Here is a 14,171-nt window from a genome sequence, read left to right on the forward strand (position 1 = left end):
CAGGACACCTCCGAGGCTCTCAAAATGTCCGGTCGGCAGAATGTGTTGGTTCTTGCGCTGGGGTGGGCCTGTGTGCATTTGCTGCTCTTTACGATGCCGTCCGTGGCAGGGGCAAACCCACTTCCCGGTCCTGTCATCAAGATAGACAACTCCGCAAACCTCGCACGGCTTTACGACCACCTTGGGTCGCTCGTACGCCGTTTCGACGAAAGCAGGATCGTCTCCCGGTGGACGTTGGGGGGTGGCCCGGCTGTGCATCTGGCCGTATCCACCTGGCCATATGTAACGTTTGACTGCTACCTTGTCCGCCTCGATGTCGAGCGCAAGGGATGGGAAACGCTCGCGGGCACAGATCGCACTCGCCTGCTCGAAAATGTCCATTCGCAGCTATACAATTACGACAGCAGGCGGCCTGCCTACCAAAATGTCGCATTTGCCGTCTTGATCGCCGATCTGGAAACTGCGCAGGTCATAGCACAAATCGCCGACACTGAACAACGGACTCGCTGCGCGGGGGTGTGGGGCCAGTACCGGTTTTCGATTCCGTAGGCATCCTGTGCTGCACAATGCCCGACAGCGGAGCTTCCACCTGTGCCCGCCATACTGCCCCCTGCGAGCGCTCAGCCCCGCTAGGATTGGACCACGACGCCATTAGCAAGGATTCGATCGATGAGCGTGACGCTGCAGCTAAAGCAGGTGCAGGTGCAACCGGGACAGCGGCTGGTGCTCGAAGAGGTGAGCTGGCAGCAGTTCGAGGACATTCTCGAAGAACTGGGAGATCACCGGGGTTCCAGGCTGACCTATAGCGACGGGACGTTGGAGATTCGTATGCCGTTGCCGGAACACGAAAAAAACAAAGTTATCCTGGGCGATCTGGTCAAAGTGCTGTTGGACGAACTGGAAATCGATTACGTCTCCTTCGGCTCTACCACGTTCAAGCGGCGGGATCTTGCCAAGGGCTTCGAGCCGGACGATTGTTTTTACATCCGCAACTTTGCTGCGATGGTCGGCAAACAGTGCCTGGACCTCGGGCGAGATCCGCCCCCCGAGCTCTCGATTGAAGTCGATGTCACCTCCCGCACCCAACTCGATGTGTACCGTGCCCTGGGGGTGCCCGAACTGTGGCGTCTGGAGGCGGGGCGGTTGCGCATCGACGTGCTACGGGAGGGCGAGTATATCGAGGTAGAACAAAGCCCCACTTTCCCGGACCTGCCGCTCAAGGAAAACCTGTCCCGGTTTTTGGCCATGGCCCAGAGTGAAGGACCGCGTCTGGCCCTCAAAGCCTTCCGCCAATGGGTGCGCGGGCAAATCGCCGGTCAAGACTAAGTAAGCATTGCAAAACGCATAGCTAAATATTTCTAAATTTTGGGAAGCGTGCGCAACGAAAAGGGCCGACTTGAACCTGTCTGGGATGATTGCACCGGTGCCCCGTTCACCACGCGTGTACACGTTGACGGGGACCGGAGGCTCAAGTTTAATTAGAACGGCCCTTTTACCCCGGCGTATTCATGATCTCAAGCAACGATTTTCGAACCGGCACCACCATCGAACTCGATGGCCAGGTCTGGCGGGTGATCGAATTCTTGCACGTCAAACCGGGCAAGGGATCGGCCTTCGTGCGCACCAAGCTCAAAAACGTCATGACCGGCAACGTCAACGAACGGACCTTCAGAGCCGGCGAGACGCTGCCCCAGGCGGTGGTCGAAAAGCGCGACATGCAGTTTGTCTACCCCCAGGGCGACAACGAGTACGTCTTCATGGACATGGAATCTTATGAGCAAGAAGCGCTCACCCGCGAGACGCTCGGCGACGGCGCCAAATACCTCAAAGAGGGCATGAGCGTCTCGATTCTCAAGTGGCAGGAACGGGTGATCGGCGTCGATTTGCCCAACACGGTCGTCCTCCAAGTGGTCGAGACCGACCCGGGCGTCAAGGGCGACACCGCCCAGGGCGGCACCAAGCCCGCCAAAGTCGAGACCGGTGCTGAGGTTATGGTGCCTCTATTTATCACCATTGGCGAGAAAATCAAAATCGACACCCGCGACAACTCTTACCTCGGCCGGGAAAACTGAGACCGCCTGTGAACATCGATCTTTCCGAAATCCGCGAGCTGCTCGCCATCCTCAACCAGACGGATGTGACCGAACTGACCATCGAAGCGGAGGGCTTTCGCCTGTCCATCCGCAAGGAAAGCGGCAAGACCGTCGTCCAGACCGGGGTGGGCAGTCCACCGGCCCCGGTCGCCCCGGCGGCACCCGTGGTAAACGAGGCGCCGGCCCCACCCCCTGCACCCCCCGCCACACCCGATCGACCGACGATCGACGTGGTGTCCCCGATGGTCGGCACGTTCTACCGCGCTCCATCGCCGGACGCCGCCAACTTCGTGGAGGTGGGCGATGTCGTGCGCGTCGGTCAGACCGTCTGCATCATCGAGGCGATGAAGTTGATGAACACCATCGACAGCGAGGCCGCCGGCCGCGTGGTCGAGATTCTGGTCGAAAACGGCGAACCGATCGAATACGGCCAGAAGCTGATGCGCCTGGAGCCGGTCTAGGATCGCTCCTCTTCGGGCTGGGGCCGCAGTTCCGGCGGCTCGAGATTGTCGGAGTTGGCCAGGAAGCCCCTTATCTCCTGCTCCAGCCGCATGATCTGCGTGGGATCGAGTTCTTGGCCGTAGCGCAGGGCAGTGATGAAGCCCTCGGAAAACAGGCGCAACTCCTCGCTGCGGTAGCGACGGCGCCACAGTTCTACCAGGGTGTCGGACAGCCGCTGGTAGTAGCGAATGGTTTTGGGGTCTTGCAACATGGTGATTCCAGAAGATGCCGCTCACGACGATCGTTGCACCAAGCGGCACCGGCGGCAACCGGTTGTAAACAATTTCTAAGGCCCATCGAGTCGGGGAGGCCAGCTGCTGCGCGCTTCGACGACCCGCTCAGCCGGATACCAGCGCGAGCGCAACCGGCCCACCAGGTACAGCGAGCCGGTGACTACGACAATCTGGTCGGGTTGGCGCCGGTGCAGAGCGAATGCCAGGGCGGCTTCCGGGTTCGGGGCCGGTTCGACGCGCTCGAACCACTCCTGTGCCTGTCGGGTCAGTTCTGCGAGATCCGTGGGGAGTTTGCCGGGTACCTCGATCGGGCACAGTACGAGCGTGCGGGCCAACCGCGAGAGAATCTTGAGCATCGGGCGGTGCGACTTGCCTGCAAGGGCGCCGAACAGGACGACCGCCGGTCTGCCGTGCAGCTGACGAACCAGATAGGCCAGCTTCTCGGGGTTATGGGCGCCGTCCAGCCAGACCCACTGCTGCACCCCCATCGGCTCCAGCCTGCCGGGTAGGCGAACTGCCTGCGGGGGCAGGCGTGGGGCAGGCGTCCCCCGGCAAACTTCAAAAAGCGCCCCGGCAAGGGCGGCGTTGTCGGCGGGTGTGCAACGCACCGGCGCTCCGTAGCTGGCCGCCTCTCGTTGAATGATTTGTAAGGGTAAACCGCGGGCGGCGGTTACTACCGGCGCGGCGCTCTTGATGAGACCCGCTTTTTGCCAGGCGATATCTGCAAGGGTCGGCCCGAGTAACGCGACATGGTCGAGGCCCACGGTCGTAATGGCCACTGCCCGAGCTGCGAGGGCGTTGACCGGGTCGAAGCGACCGCCGCAACCCACCTCGAAGACGCCCACTTGCGCTCCGTGTCGCCGCATCGCCTCGGCCGCCAGTACCAGCGAGACAGCCCCATAGCGCCGCCGCAGGTGGGCCGGATCGCGCCACGCTTCCAAATGGGGCCAGATCCATTCCACTAGTTCGGCAAATTCTGCCCCGCCGATGTATTGGCCGTCCAGGCGAATCTTTTCGGTGGCCACCTGCAGGTAGGGCGAGGTGTGCAGGCCGACGCGCACCCCCGCCCGCTCGCAATGGGCGGCGAGCCCGGTCGCCACCGAACCCTTGCCGCTGGTGCCCCCCACCAGCACGCACTCCATCGTCCGATCCGGAGCGCCGACCCTGTCGAGCAGGGCACGGGTCCCAGCGACCAGTTCGGCGCCCCCCACCGCCGCGGGCTGCAGGCGGCTATTGCCTACCAGCAGCGATTCGAGCCGCCGGTTCGCCTCGGCGTACAAAGCGAAAGTACCGGCCAAATTACGCCTCCTCGACGGCGCGGCTGAGGGCCAGATCCGACTCCCAGTAGCCGAAGCAGACTTTCTCGCTCGCAACAGCCAGAAAATGGCGCTCGCACTGCAAGGTCAACTGCATCCAGAAGTGCATCAGTTCTTCTTCGCGCACGATGAGCGGGTAGAGCCCTTCTCCGACCATCACCTGCAAATAGTTGTCCTCGGTGAGCAGATTCTCGAAGCGCACCAAGCCGCCGTAGCCGTGCTGGTCGACGTCCATTGCGAGCCTGCGGCCGTGTTCATCGAACTCGGGGGTGATCACCAGCCCAATGGCAGGGGGCTGCTCGCTCAGCACATGGAGCCTTTCGGCGCCGTCGCGCAGCTGCTGCGCCTCGGCGGGGGAGCAATAGACGATCTCCGCCCACAGCAGCACCCCTTCGCGCCAGCGCGTGCGCGGCGGCAGGGTAGTCGCCTCACCGCGCTCGCGCCGGGAGCGCAACTCAAATTGCAGTTTTTGGGTGGCGGACGGGTGCATGGCGAGCCGGTCCTTCGGCTTTCTGGGATCTATGCTGTTTGAATTGGCCGAACATTTCCAGAAAATTCGGAGGGTCAGGTGGGTCAAGTAGAACTGTCCGGCGTCGGTAAGCGCTTCGAGCAGTACACGGCACTGCAACGGATCGATCTTGACATTGCCCCCGGCGAATTGTTGGTGCTGGTGGGACCGAGCGGCTGCGGCAAATCGACCCTGCTGCGCACGATCGCCGGACTGGAGACCATCGACGCAGGCGAGATGCGCATCGGCGGCCGACTGGTGGCCGGGGCAAAAGCCTTTGTGCCCGCCCGCGAACGCGACGTGGCCATGGTGTTTCAAAATTATGCGCTCTATCCGCACATGAGCGTTGCCGACAACCTCGCCTTCGGTCTGCGCATGCGTGGGGTAGCTTCCGAGGATCGCCGCCACAAAGTGCGGGAGATGGCCAAGTTGCTGGGCCTTGAAGCACTCCTGGACCGCAAGCCCGCCCAACTGTCGGGCGGTCAGCAGCAGCGCGTCGCGGTCGGTCGCGCGCTGGTGCGCGACCCGCAGGTGTTCTTGCTGGACGAACCGCTCTCGAACCTGGATACCGAACTGCGAAACCAGACGCGCAGCGAACTGAAGCGCCTGCACCAGCGCCTGTCGACGACAATGATCTACGTCACTCACGATCAAGTGGAGGCGATGACCCTGGCGGACCGCATCGCCGTGATGGAAAAGGGCCACCTGCGGCAGGTGGGCACCCCCGAGCAGATCTACGCCGAGCCCGAAAACGTCATGGTCGCCCAGTTTTTGGGCCACCCGCCTATGAACCTGTTCGAAATCGTGCGCGGTGGGCACAGCTGGTTGTGGCAGGGAGAAGCGCTTGCCCTTCCCGAAGCCGCCCAGGCCCGGTTGAAGCAATGTACGAGCGAACAGGTTCGGCTTGGGGTGCGACCGGAGGCTATCTGTCCCCATCCAGAAGCGGCGATGCCTCGGGGAAAATTCACCGTCGAACTTATCGAGCCTCTCGGAAACGAAACGATCGTGTTCGGTTCACTAGGTGGCGTCCAGGCGAGCCTGCGCACCCCGGGTTCCGTTGATTGGCGCAGCGGCGATTCGATCCCCGTCGGTCTGGACCTTGCGGGGGCGGTGCTCTTCGACCCGGCAAGCGGCGAGCGGCTGCGCTGATCCCGGTGCGCGGGCCGCGTAAGATAAATGGGTTCCGTAGCGCAAAGGATGTGAGCAATGGCCGATGTGGTGCTCATCTACCCTTATGTTCACCGCGAGGCCACCGGCCGCAAACTCTGGCTCTTTCCGCCTTTGGGTCAGGGTTTCATCGCCGCCCATCTGCGCGCTCTGGGTCATAGCGTTCGGTTTCTCGACTGCACCTTTCGCGGTATCGACTGGGCGATCGCCGAAGCGGCGGCCGAGCAACCGCTGGTGGTCGGCGTCTACTGCATGGTGACAATGCACGAGGACGCCCTTGCCATCGTCCGGGGGCTGCGATCGTCATTGGGTGATCGTGCGCTGTTAGTGGCTGGAGGGCCGATGCCCTCGGGTAAGCCTCAGACGTTTTTGCCCGCCTTCGACGCGGTGATGCGCGGCGAGGGGGAGCTGGTGTGGGAAGCGCTGGTGGCCTGCCTCAAGGACCGTCGCCCGTACAAGCAACTTGAAGGGATCTGCACCCTCGATCCGACCGGTGCTTTGACGGGCAACACCAAAGCGCCTTTGATCCCCAAGGAGGTGCTCACCCGACTGCCGATGCCCGCCCGGGATCTGTTTGACCACGAGCGCTACCAGGCGTACTGGCGCTCCACCTTCGGCTACACCCAGACGCCGGTCTTCACCGCCCGGGGCTGTCCCTACGGCTGCGAGTACTGCGATCAGCCCATTTTTGGGGCGACCTACCGCGAGCACACCGTCGAGCAGGTCATGGAAGATATCGAAAATGCCCTCGCGGCCGGTTACAGCCACATCTGGTTTTCCGACGATATCTTCATGCTCAACTGGCAGCGGGCGCTCAAAATTTGCGACGAGATCCACCGGCGCGGCCTCAAATTCAAGTGGGACTGCCTGGGACGGGTGGATGTGCAGCGCAAAGTCTTCGCCCGCATGGCCGCGGCCGGCTGCGAGCGGATCTTTTTTGGCATCGAGTCTGGAAGCCCCCGAGTGCTGAGACAGATGGGCAAGCGCTTCAGCCCCCAGGATGTGCGACAGGCCATTCAGGACGCCAACAGCGTCGGTATCCGGGCGGCGGCTTTTTTCCAGATAGGCTACCCGGGCGAGCGCACCGAGGATATCCTCGCCACACTCCAATTTATTCCGACACTGCCGCTCGATTACTTGAGCTTCACGATCACCTATCCGCTGCCGGGCACGAAGCTCTTTGACCGGGTAGTCTCGGAGGGACGGCTCAGCCCCGAGGAGCAGGCCGAGTGGAAGCGCGCCGGTCACAACGTGCTCACCTACAAAGCCGATCACTCCCAACTGAAATTGCGCTCAGCCATCTACGCCGCCCGCGCCCGCTTTCTGGCCGAAAAGCATCTGGGTTGGCTGGGCAAAACCCTGGGACCGGCCATCACCCACAGCGCCAGCCTCGCCATCGCCCGCATGGCTTGAACTACGGCAGGATTGCCTGCAATGCAAGCCACCTTTTGTGTCAGTTCCAACTAGGGCAATGGGAAGACTTTGACGTTTGGCTGATTTTCGTGCACTTCTAGGCCATGTGTTACTATGTCCATATTCTGCGGCCGGGAGGTCTCTCCATGGAAGCTTCAACAGATGAAATGATCGTTGATATCGAAAACCTGGTGACCGAGGATGATGCCCCGGTGGACAATCTTCCTTCCGAGAAGCAGCAACGTTTATTGACCGAACCGCTTTACAGCTGCTGGCATCCCCAGTTTTCCTTTCTTGCTGCTGCCAACGTCGGTTTGTTCTACGCGGTCCGCCAACCGCCCCTGGTCCCGGATGTCTTCTTGAGCTTGCACGTCGAAATTGCTGAGGACTGGTGGCGAAAGCAAAACCGCTCCTATTTTTTCTGGGAATTCGGCAAGCCCCCGGAAGTGGTGATCGAGATAGTTTCCAACACCGTGGGCAACGAGCGCGGCAGCAAACTGGCTATTTACGCTCAGATGCGTGTGCCGTTTTACGCAATCTATGATCCGCTACAGCAGTTGGGCGGGTCGGTGCTGGAAGTGTTCGAGCTTTCCGGACTGCACTACCAAAGTCGGCAAAGTGCCTGGTTCGAGGAAGTTGGCCTGGGATTGACCCTCTGGCAGGGAAGGTTTGAAGGCAAGGAGGACACCTGGCTGCGCTGGTGCGACCGAGACCGGCAGGTGATTGCGACCGGAGCCGAACGCGCCGAGCAAGAACGGCAGCGGGCCGAGCAAGAACGGCAGCGGGCCGAGCAAGAACGGCAGCGGGCCGAGCGGGCCGAGCAGGAAGTCGCCCAGGAGCGGCGGCGGACTGAAGCGTTGGCCGAGCGGCTTAGGCAACTGGGAATCGATCCCGATGCGATCTAGGTGCGAAGGGTGTCTGTTCAGAGGGCGCCCACAGGCTCGGGTATAATGCCTCTGACCTGGCACTGGTGAAGCTTTGAACCGTTGGCTTTTCGGGTTGGCGCTTGGCCTATCGCTCGTATCACTTTTGCCGGATACCGCTCGGGCGCAGTTTTCCCAGGCCGGATCGCAGGTACTTACCGACCAGCCCACCGGGGCACGCGATCTCAAAGATCTCGAAAAACCGAGCACTGACAGTTCGTTACTACTTAACGACAACACCAGCCTCACCCTCGAATCGGTACTCCAACAACGCAAAGTTCAACTTGAAAAACCAGTGTTCGTGCGATCGCCCATTGAAAAGGTGGATGGCCGCAGCTACAGCCTGGTCACCGCCAGCCACCTGCGCGACGGCGAACTTCAGCAGACGCAGATCGTACGGTTATTTCAGCCGGAAGCCGGGGTCAACGACGATTTATTTACCAACCAGTCCAGCCAGTACATCTGGGGCCTCAGCGACAACGTCGAGATGACGGTGGATCTGCAAGGGGCGAACGGCTCGGTGCCTGGCTTTCAGGGCGATTATCTGGTGGAGCGCCGCGTCGGCGTCAACAACGGTAATATCTTTCAGGATGTAACCGTCCAGGGCAAATTCCGCCTGGGCGAGATCCTGGGCGGCAAGACGAGTGCCGTGGCAAGCATCACCACGAGCCGCCCGCAATTTACCTTCCGGGGGGTGGCCGGGTCGAATTTGCCCACCGTCGAGCGGCGCCAGGACGGGCTGGTCTTCACACCCGCCCTCGAATTGCCCCTCACTTTTACTGCCTACGACGAGCGCTACGCCTTCACCGTCTCGCCGCGGCTGGTCTATTTTCCGGGCGACAACGCCATCTATACTCCCATCAACCCGGGGGTCAACCAGAGCTTCGGCCTCACCTTCGGCCTGGGCATCGGCGGCACCTTCAAGATTTCCAACCGCTTTCACATCCGCGGCGACGCCACGGCCATCCTGGCCGGCTCCAACACGGTCGATCGCTCCAGCGGCCTGCCCACCAAGGTAATTCCCTACAACGCCGGGGTGCGCTATCTGGTCAATCCCCGCCTCGCCCTCGACGTGTTCGTGAGCAACACCTACGGCAACACCGGCGGACCGGCGCTGGTGGCCGTCGACAACAACACCGGCGTCGGCGTCGGCCTCACTTTTATGCAGGACCGGCTTTTTTACGTATTCGACCTGCCGGTCAATCGCCAATTTGCCGACACCTTCGACACCCAGGTTCCGGCAGAAATCCGCGCCGTCTACGTGCCGGCAAGCTTCGATTTGCTGGACGGCAGCACGATCGGTTCCGGACGCAACCAGATAAGCTTCATCGCGAGCACCGGCACGTTTTCGTTTGCCTACCGGGCAGGCACCCTCAACGACTTCGAGACGGGGGTGTTCGGCAACTTTGCCCCGGCGGGGCCGGACGAATCCGACGGCGGTCTGCACACCAAGCTGCGCTTTTTGCACCAACCGAGCGGCGACCCGTTCACCCTGAGCGGTGTGTTCACGCTCGGGCGCACCTCCAGCCGCGCCTGTAACTTCATCGACGGCACCCGCGATGGTCTCGAGCGGGCTTTGGACGGCCTGCCGACCGCCTGTCCGGGGGTGCCCGGTGTCATCCCGGCGGGCGACCGCGGCCCGATCCCACCCAATTTGATCGGTCTGGTCACCGAGAATATCGGCGAACTGTTCGTCTTTACCCTGTCATTTCCAGCCCAATTCACCCTCAAAGAGGGCCACAGCTTCTGGATCAATCCCAAACTCGCCTACATCCAAAGAAGCGACGAGCGCTCCCCCTTGATTGGTGCGAGCCTCGGCGGTTCGATCAGGCTGTGGCCGGGGTTCGACCTGATCGCCCAGGTGACGCCGATGGTGCGGGGTGAAAATGCTTTTGTGGGCAACAGCCTCGCCCAACTGTTGCCCTGGCAGGCCGGGGTGCGCTTTTTGCCGGGTCTTGCGGCGCTGTCGGTAGATTTGTTCGCCACCAACGCCTTGGGCCTTTCGCCCTATCAGAGCCTGCGGGTGCGGGCCGACAACCAGGTCTCGGTGGCCCTCGGCTTTCAATTACCGTTCTGATTCTCGATACAATCTTGAAGCGGCAATTTTGCCCATCAAACCCGCTTGATACTTTGTTAAACTTCCTACGTACTGGGGATCGCGATGGTGTGTGGAGTCCGCCGCTGGAAAGGAATTGTGCTCGCCCTTGTGCTGTGGTTGGCGTCGGCGCCGCTGATCCTGGCCGCCCAGGCCTATCCGATTGTGGTAGTCCAGCCCCCTGAGGCAGGAGCCTGGGATACGCTGCGGGGGCGTATCGAGCGGTTGAATCTGCGCTATCGGCCCCTGGCCCTCGCCGATTTGAGCCTGGAGCGGCTCGCCGAGGCCAAGGTGCTGTTTTTGCCGAATCTGACCAAGCTCACCCTCGAGCAGGCAAACGCCATCCAGCAGTGGGTGGACCGGGGCGGCAAGCTCATCGTCAGCGGACCTTTCGGCACCGAATCGCCCCCTGAGGTGCGCGAAGCGCTCACCAACCTGGTGGGTGCCTACTGGATCGAACCGCTCAATATCGTCTCGCGCGCCGAGGTGCAGCTGGTCCAGCCCTGGACGAAGCTCGGCAACACCGCCAGCGCTGTGCGCGGCGGCAGCCTGGTGCGGCCCGTGGGCAGCACCGCCAACATCGCGGCTACCTGGATCGGTGGCCTGGGCAATCCGGCGGTGCTCGTCAACGAGGATGTGACCTACCTGGGCTGGCAGTGGGGGACGACTTCACCGACTTTTGACCGCGACTGGCTGGCGGCGGCGATCGAGCGCTTCTTGCCGGGGGCGGTGGGCAACCAGTTCAAAGTCGCGCCGGTCGAAGCGACCGCCATGTTCAAAGAACTGGAGGGGGTGCTGGGGCGCGTCGAGAGCGCTCTGCTCACCAGCGACGCGCGCTCGACAGCCCCCGAGCAGTTCCCGCCTGCCTACCGCGACGCCATCGCCCGCGCCCAGCGCACGCTCAAAGAATTGCCCGCCATGCTCAAAGACGGCCTCGACACCCAGGCGCGCGCCGCCTGGGAGGATGCCATCGAAGATCTGTGGGCGCACTATCCGACTTCGCAACTGGCGGCCCTGCCGGAGGTGCGCGCCATCTGGCTCGACCGGGGCACGATCGTCAAAGCCGGTTCTGAAGAGGGACTGACCCGCATCTTCGACCGCCTGGCCCAGTCGGGGATCAACACGGTCTTCTTTGAAACCGTCAACGCGGGCTACACGATTTACCCGAGTGCCGTCGCTCCTGCCCAAAATCCGCTCATTCGGGGCTGGGATCCGCTCGCGGCGGCGGTGCGCCTGGCCCACGAGCGCAAGATGGAACTGCACGCCTGGACGTGGGCGTTCGCGGCGGGCAACACGCGCCACAACGCGCTTATCGGCAAATCCCAGGACTTTCCCGGACCGGTCCTCGCCGCCCACCCCGGTTGGGCACAAAGCGGCCGCAAGGGCAATCTGCGCCCGGCGGGCCAACCCGAGTACTGGATGGACCCAGCCAATCCGGAAGTGCGCGCCTACTTGCAGAGTCTCTACGAGGAGATCCTCACCAACTACGATGTCGACGGGTTGCAGTTCGATTACATCCGCTATCCGCTCCAAAAGAACGCCGGTCAGTACTTCGGCTACTCCCCGGCGGCGCGCCGGAGCTTTGCCCAATTGACCGGCGTCGACCCGATCGACATCGCTCCTGAAGAAAGCTCGCTCTGGGCGCTGTGGACCCGCTTCAAAGCCGAGCAAGTGAGCAGCTTCGTCGCCGAATCCGCCGAGAAGCTGCGTCGCATCAAGCCGCGGCTCATCGTTTCGGCGGCGGTCTTTCCCAACCCTCCCGGCGAGCGGCTACGCCTGTTGCAGCAGGACTGGGAAGCGTGGGCGATCCAGGGCAACATCGACCTGCTGGTGCCGATGACCTACGCCCTCAATACCCGCCGCCTGCAGCAGCTGGTGGAGCCCACCCTCCCCGGCGTCAAAGAAGCGCCCGTGCTGATTTTGCCCAGCCTCAACCTGATGTCGCTGCCGCAGGTCCAACTGCGCGATCAGCTCCAGGCGGTGCGCGATTTGCCCTCCGGCGGTTACTCGCTTTTTGCCGCCGCCCACCTGGCGGATAACCACCAGCAGATGCTTGCCCAGGCTTCTTCCGCCTCCAATCTTCTGCCCTATCGCGACCCGCTTTCGACCGCCCTAGAGCGATTCACGGCCCTCAAGCGCGAGTGGGATTTTTTGCTGGATCGTAAACAGATCTGGGTGGCTGAGTACAGCCTCAGCGAATGGCGCGCCCAGATTAAGCGCACCCAGGCCGCCCTCGAAACGTTGAGCAAGCAGCCGTCGGCCGGCTGGCTGCGCACCGCCCGCGAGCAGCTTCTGGCCATCCGCCAGGGTCTGGGCACCTGGCTGGGGCAAGAAAAAATCCTCAGACCCTATCGCCTGCAGACCTGGGAGAACCGGATCGATTCGCTCGACACGCTTTTGCGCTATGCCGAGGGCCGCCTCGACCGCCAGGTGCGCGCCGCCAGAACCGGCCGATAGGCTGGAAAGCCCCCAATCGCATGAGCCGCTGTGCCCGCCGCGCGTCTATTGAACTGGCTTGCCTTTGGCGCCGCCGCGGCTCTCTGGCTTGCTCTACAGGCGCACCGCCAGAACCTGGGCATTGCCTGGGAGGATAGCTATCACCACTGGCTGATCGCCGCCCATCTGGCGCGGACTGGTATTCTCACCGACCCGCTCACCGGCACCAGCAACGGCTGGCTACCCGTCTATCACTGGCTGGCGGGGGGATGGCTCGCGATCTTCGGTTGGCACAACTTGGCTGCCCTGCAGGCCCTGAGCGCCTTGTTTTCAATGGCTACAGCCGGGGTGCTTGCCTGGCGGTGGGGTGTCGGCGCCGCCTGCTTGTTTTTGTTCAACCCGATCACCGTGCTGGGCGGCAGCCTGAGCGTCGCCGAACCGCTCGCCGTACTGCTCGTCGTACTGGGAGTGGTGGCCTGGCAAAAAGATGGCACCGTTATCGGCGCAGGGTGTTGGAGCCTTGTGGCCCTCACCGACAGGGGTTGCTGGCCGCTGGTACTTTTGGCGATCGGCTGGCAAATATTCCAGCGCCGCCCGGTTCGACTCTCGGGTTGGGGGTGGCTTCTGCTCCCCGTCGCGGCCCTTGGCTTGGGATTGTTCCTCACCCAGGCGGAGGCCAGCCGCACCGCCGCGTGGGCCGCTGTCGATCAAGCCGCTTTGCCAAGCGCGGGCGACCGATGGCGCGAACTGGTCGCCTATTCGTGGAGACCCCTGGCGTTGCCCCTGCTTCTGGCGCTTGCCGGTACCCTTGCTGCCCGCCGCGAGGCACTCAGGCTGGGCCTGATGGCCTTTGGCTATCTCGCTACGCTCGTCGCCCTGGTGGCCGGGGGAGCGCTCACCGGCAGCAGCCGCTACTATCTGGTGCTGGTGGCATTGCTTGCGGCCCTCGCCTCGACCCGTCCCCTGCTGCGCCTGCTCCAACTACCTGCCGTGGCGGTGCTACTGCTTTTTAGTGTTCAGTACCTGCAACTGTGGCCGCGCTGGGTGGTCCTCAACCAACCGTCGGAAGTGGCAGGGCGATGGCTTGCCCGGCACTCGCCCTCGGGGATCCTGGTCACCGACAGTCCCGTGGTCGCTTATTTCAGCCGCCTGCCTCCCGAGCGGATCGCAGGCGGCAAAGTGCCCCTGCCCGCCGCAACGCGCTACGTTGCAGCAATCATCGATGGGCGCTACCGGAAAATCTATCCACTGCTGCGTAACTATCCCCAACTGGTCGGCGGCACCGTTCCCGCAGGCTGGCAACTTGTCTTCCAGGAGCGCCACTGGAGCGAGCGCTACGGCGCCAAACCTGTGCGCGTGTTCGCCGTCGGCGCGAAGCCCCACAAAGCCGCATTTGGGGTTTTGGGATCAACGGAACAGAAACGTACGCCAAAGGACACCTGTCCATGTGGGAGCAGTGGTTGAGTTCAAAGTCGTCCGAAAGTTC

At 62.7% G+C, this 14,171-nt stretch carries 13 protein-coding genes; 10 read left to right on the forward strand and 3 right to left on the reverse strand.

The features are described 5' to 3' along the window. Positions 1-72: 72 nt before the first annotated feature. The 4 genes from GLL_RS06660 (at position 73) to accB (ending at position 2,554) form a co-directional block, all read left to right on the forward strand. Entirely contained in the window at positions 73-549 is a 477-nt protein-coding gene (locus tag GLL_RS06660) for a hypothetical protein (protein WP_164928731.1), read from the forward strand. A 120-nt stretch (positions 550-669) separates the two neighbouring features. Further along, the gene (locus GLL_RS06665) at positions 670-1,326 is read left to right on the forward strand and encodes a Uma2 family endonuclease (RefSeq protein ID WP_011141284.1); all 657 of its coding nucleotides are present in this window, start codon (positions 670-672) and stop codon (positions 1,324-1,326) included. A 182-nt stretch (positions 1,327-1,508) separates the two neighbouring features. Next, the gene (efp, locus tag GLL_RS06670; protein ID WP_011141285.1) at positions 1,509-2,072 is read left to right on the forward strand and encodes an elongation factor P; all 564 of its coding nucleotides are present in this window, start codon (positions 1,509-1,511) and stop codon (positions 2,070-2,072) included. A gap of 8 nt (positions 2,073-2,080) precedes the next feature. Then, a complete protein-coding gene (gene accB / locus GLL_RS06675; protein WP_011141286.1) occupies positions 2,081-2,554 on the forward strand; it encodes an acetyl-CoA carboxylase biotin carboxyl carrier protein in 474 nt (157 codons plus the stop codon). Here accB and GLL_RS06680 read toward each other — a convergent pair. The 3 genes from GLL_RS06680 to GLL_RS06690 all read right to left on the reverse strand — a co-directional run bounded on the left by GLL_RS06680 (position 2,551) and on the right by GLL_RS06690 (position 4,633). Further along, positions 2,551-2,805, reverse strand: a complete 255-nt coding sequence (locus GLL_RS06680; RefSeq protein WP_011141287.1) for a DUF6761 family protein — start codon at positions 2,803-2,805, stop codon at positions 2,551-2,553. The two genes, accB and GLL_RS06680, sit on opposite strands and share 4 nt — an antisense overlap. Before the next feature lie 75 nt (positions 2,806-2,880). Further along, positions 2,881-4,125 (reverse strand): bifunctional folylpolyglutamate synthase/dihydrofolate synthase, encoded by a 1,245-nt coding sequence (locus tag GLL_RS06685; protein WP_164928732.1) that lies wholly within the window; start codon positions 4,123-4,125, stop codon positions 2,881-2,883. 1 nt (position 4,126) lies between these two features. Further along, complete coding sequence (locus GLL_RS06690) at positions 4,127-4,633, reverse strand: hypothetical protein (protein WP_011141289.1); 507 nt, start codon at positions 4,631-4,633, stop codon at positions 4,127-4,129. 78 nt (positions 4,634-4,711) lie between these two features. On the opposite strand from GLL_RS06690, the gene GLL_RS06695 reads away from it, so the two are divergent. From GLL_RS06695 to GLL_RS06720, 6 genes are all read left to right on the forward strand, one after another. Beyond that, on the forward strand, positions 4,712-5,800 hold the full coding sequence (locus tag GLL_RS06695; protein WP_011141290.1) for an ABC transporter ATP-binding protein: 1,089 nt from the start codon (positions 4,712-4,714) through the stop codon (positions 5,798-5,800). A 57-nt stretch (positions 5,801-5,857) separates the two neighbouring features. Then, entirely contained in the window at positions 5,858-7,231 is a 1,374-nt protein-coding gene (locus GLL_RS06700; protein ID WP_011141291.1) for a B12-binding domain-containing radical SAM protein, read from the forward strand. Between the two features lie 146 nt (positions 7,232-7,377). Next, complete coding sequence (locus GLL_RS06705; protein WP_164928733.1) at positions 7,378-8,136, forward strand: Uma2 family endonuclease; 759 nt, start codon at positions 7,378-7,380, stop codon at positions 8,134-8,136. 73 nt (positions 8,137-8,209) lie between these two features. Next, complete coding sequence (locus GLL_RS06710) at positions 8,210-10,231, forward strand: hypothetical protein (RefSeq protein WP_164928734.1); 2,022 nt, start codon at positions 8,210-8,212, stop codon at positions 10,229-10,231. 117 nt (positions 10,232-10,348) lie between these two features. Continuing rightward, a complete protein-coding gene (locus tag GLL_RS06715; protein ID WP_164928735.1) occupies positions 10,349-12,706 on the forward strand; it encodes a glycoside hydrolase family 10 protein in 2,358 nt (785 codons plus the stop codon). A gap of 30 nt (positions 12,707-12,736) precedes the next feature. Next, a complete protein-coding gene (locus GLL_RS06720) occupies positions 12,737-14,149 on the forward strand; it encodes a hypothetical protein (protein WP_011141295.1) in 1,413 nt (470 codons plus the stop codon). The last annotated feature ends 22 nt before the right edge of the window (positions 14,150-14,171 follow it).

This window comes from Gloeobacter violaceus PCC 7421 (assembly GCF_000011385.1).
GTDB lineage: Bacteria > Cyanobacteriota > Cyanobacteriia > Gloeobacterales > Gloeobacteraceae > Gloeobacter > Gloeobacter violaceus.

Coding starts and splice junctions, on each gene's coding strand:
- GLL_RS06665 (WP_011141284.1), top strand. CDS start 670: ATGAGCGTGACGCTGCAGCTAAAGCAGGTGCAGGTGCAACCGGGACAG.
- efp (WP_011141285.1), top strand. CDS start 1,509: ATGATCTCAAGCAACGATTTTCGAACCGGCACCACCATCGAACTCGAT.
- GLL_RS06680 (WP_011141287.1), bottom strand. CDS start 2,805: ATGTTGCAAGACCCCAAAACCATTCGCTACTACCAGCGGCTGTCCGAC.
- GLL_RS06690 (WP_011141289.1), bottom strand. CDS start 4,633: ATGCACCCGTCCGCCACCCAAAAACTGCAATTTGAGTTGCGCTCCCGG.
- GLL_RS06700 (WP_011141291.1), top strand. CDS start 5,858: ATGGCCGATGTGGTGCTCATCTACCCTTATGTTCACCGCGAGGCCACC.
- GLL_RS06705 (WP_164928733.1), top strand. CDS start 7,378: ATGGAAGCTTCAACAGATGAAATGATCGTTGATATCGAAAACCTGGTG.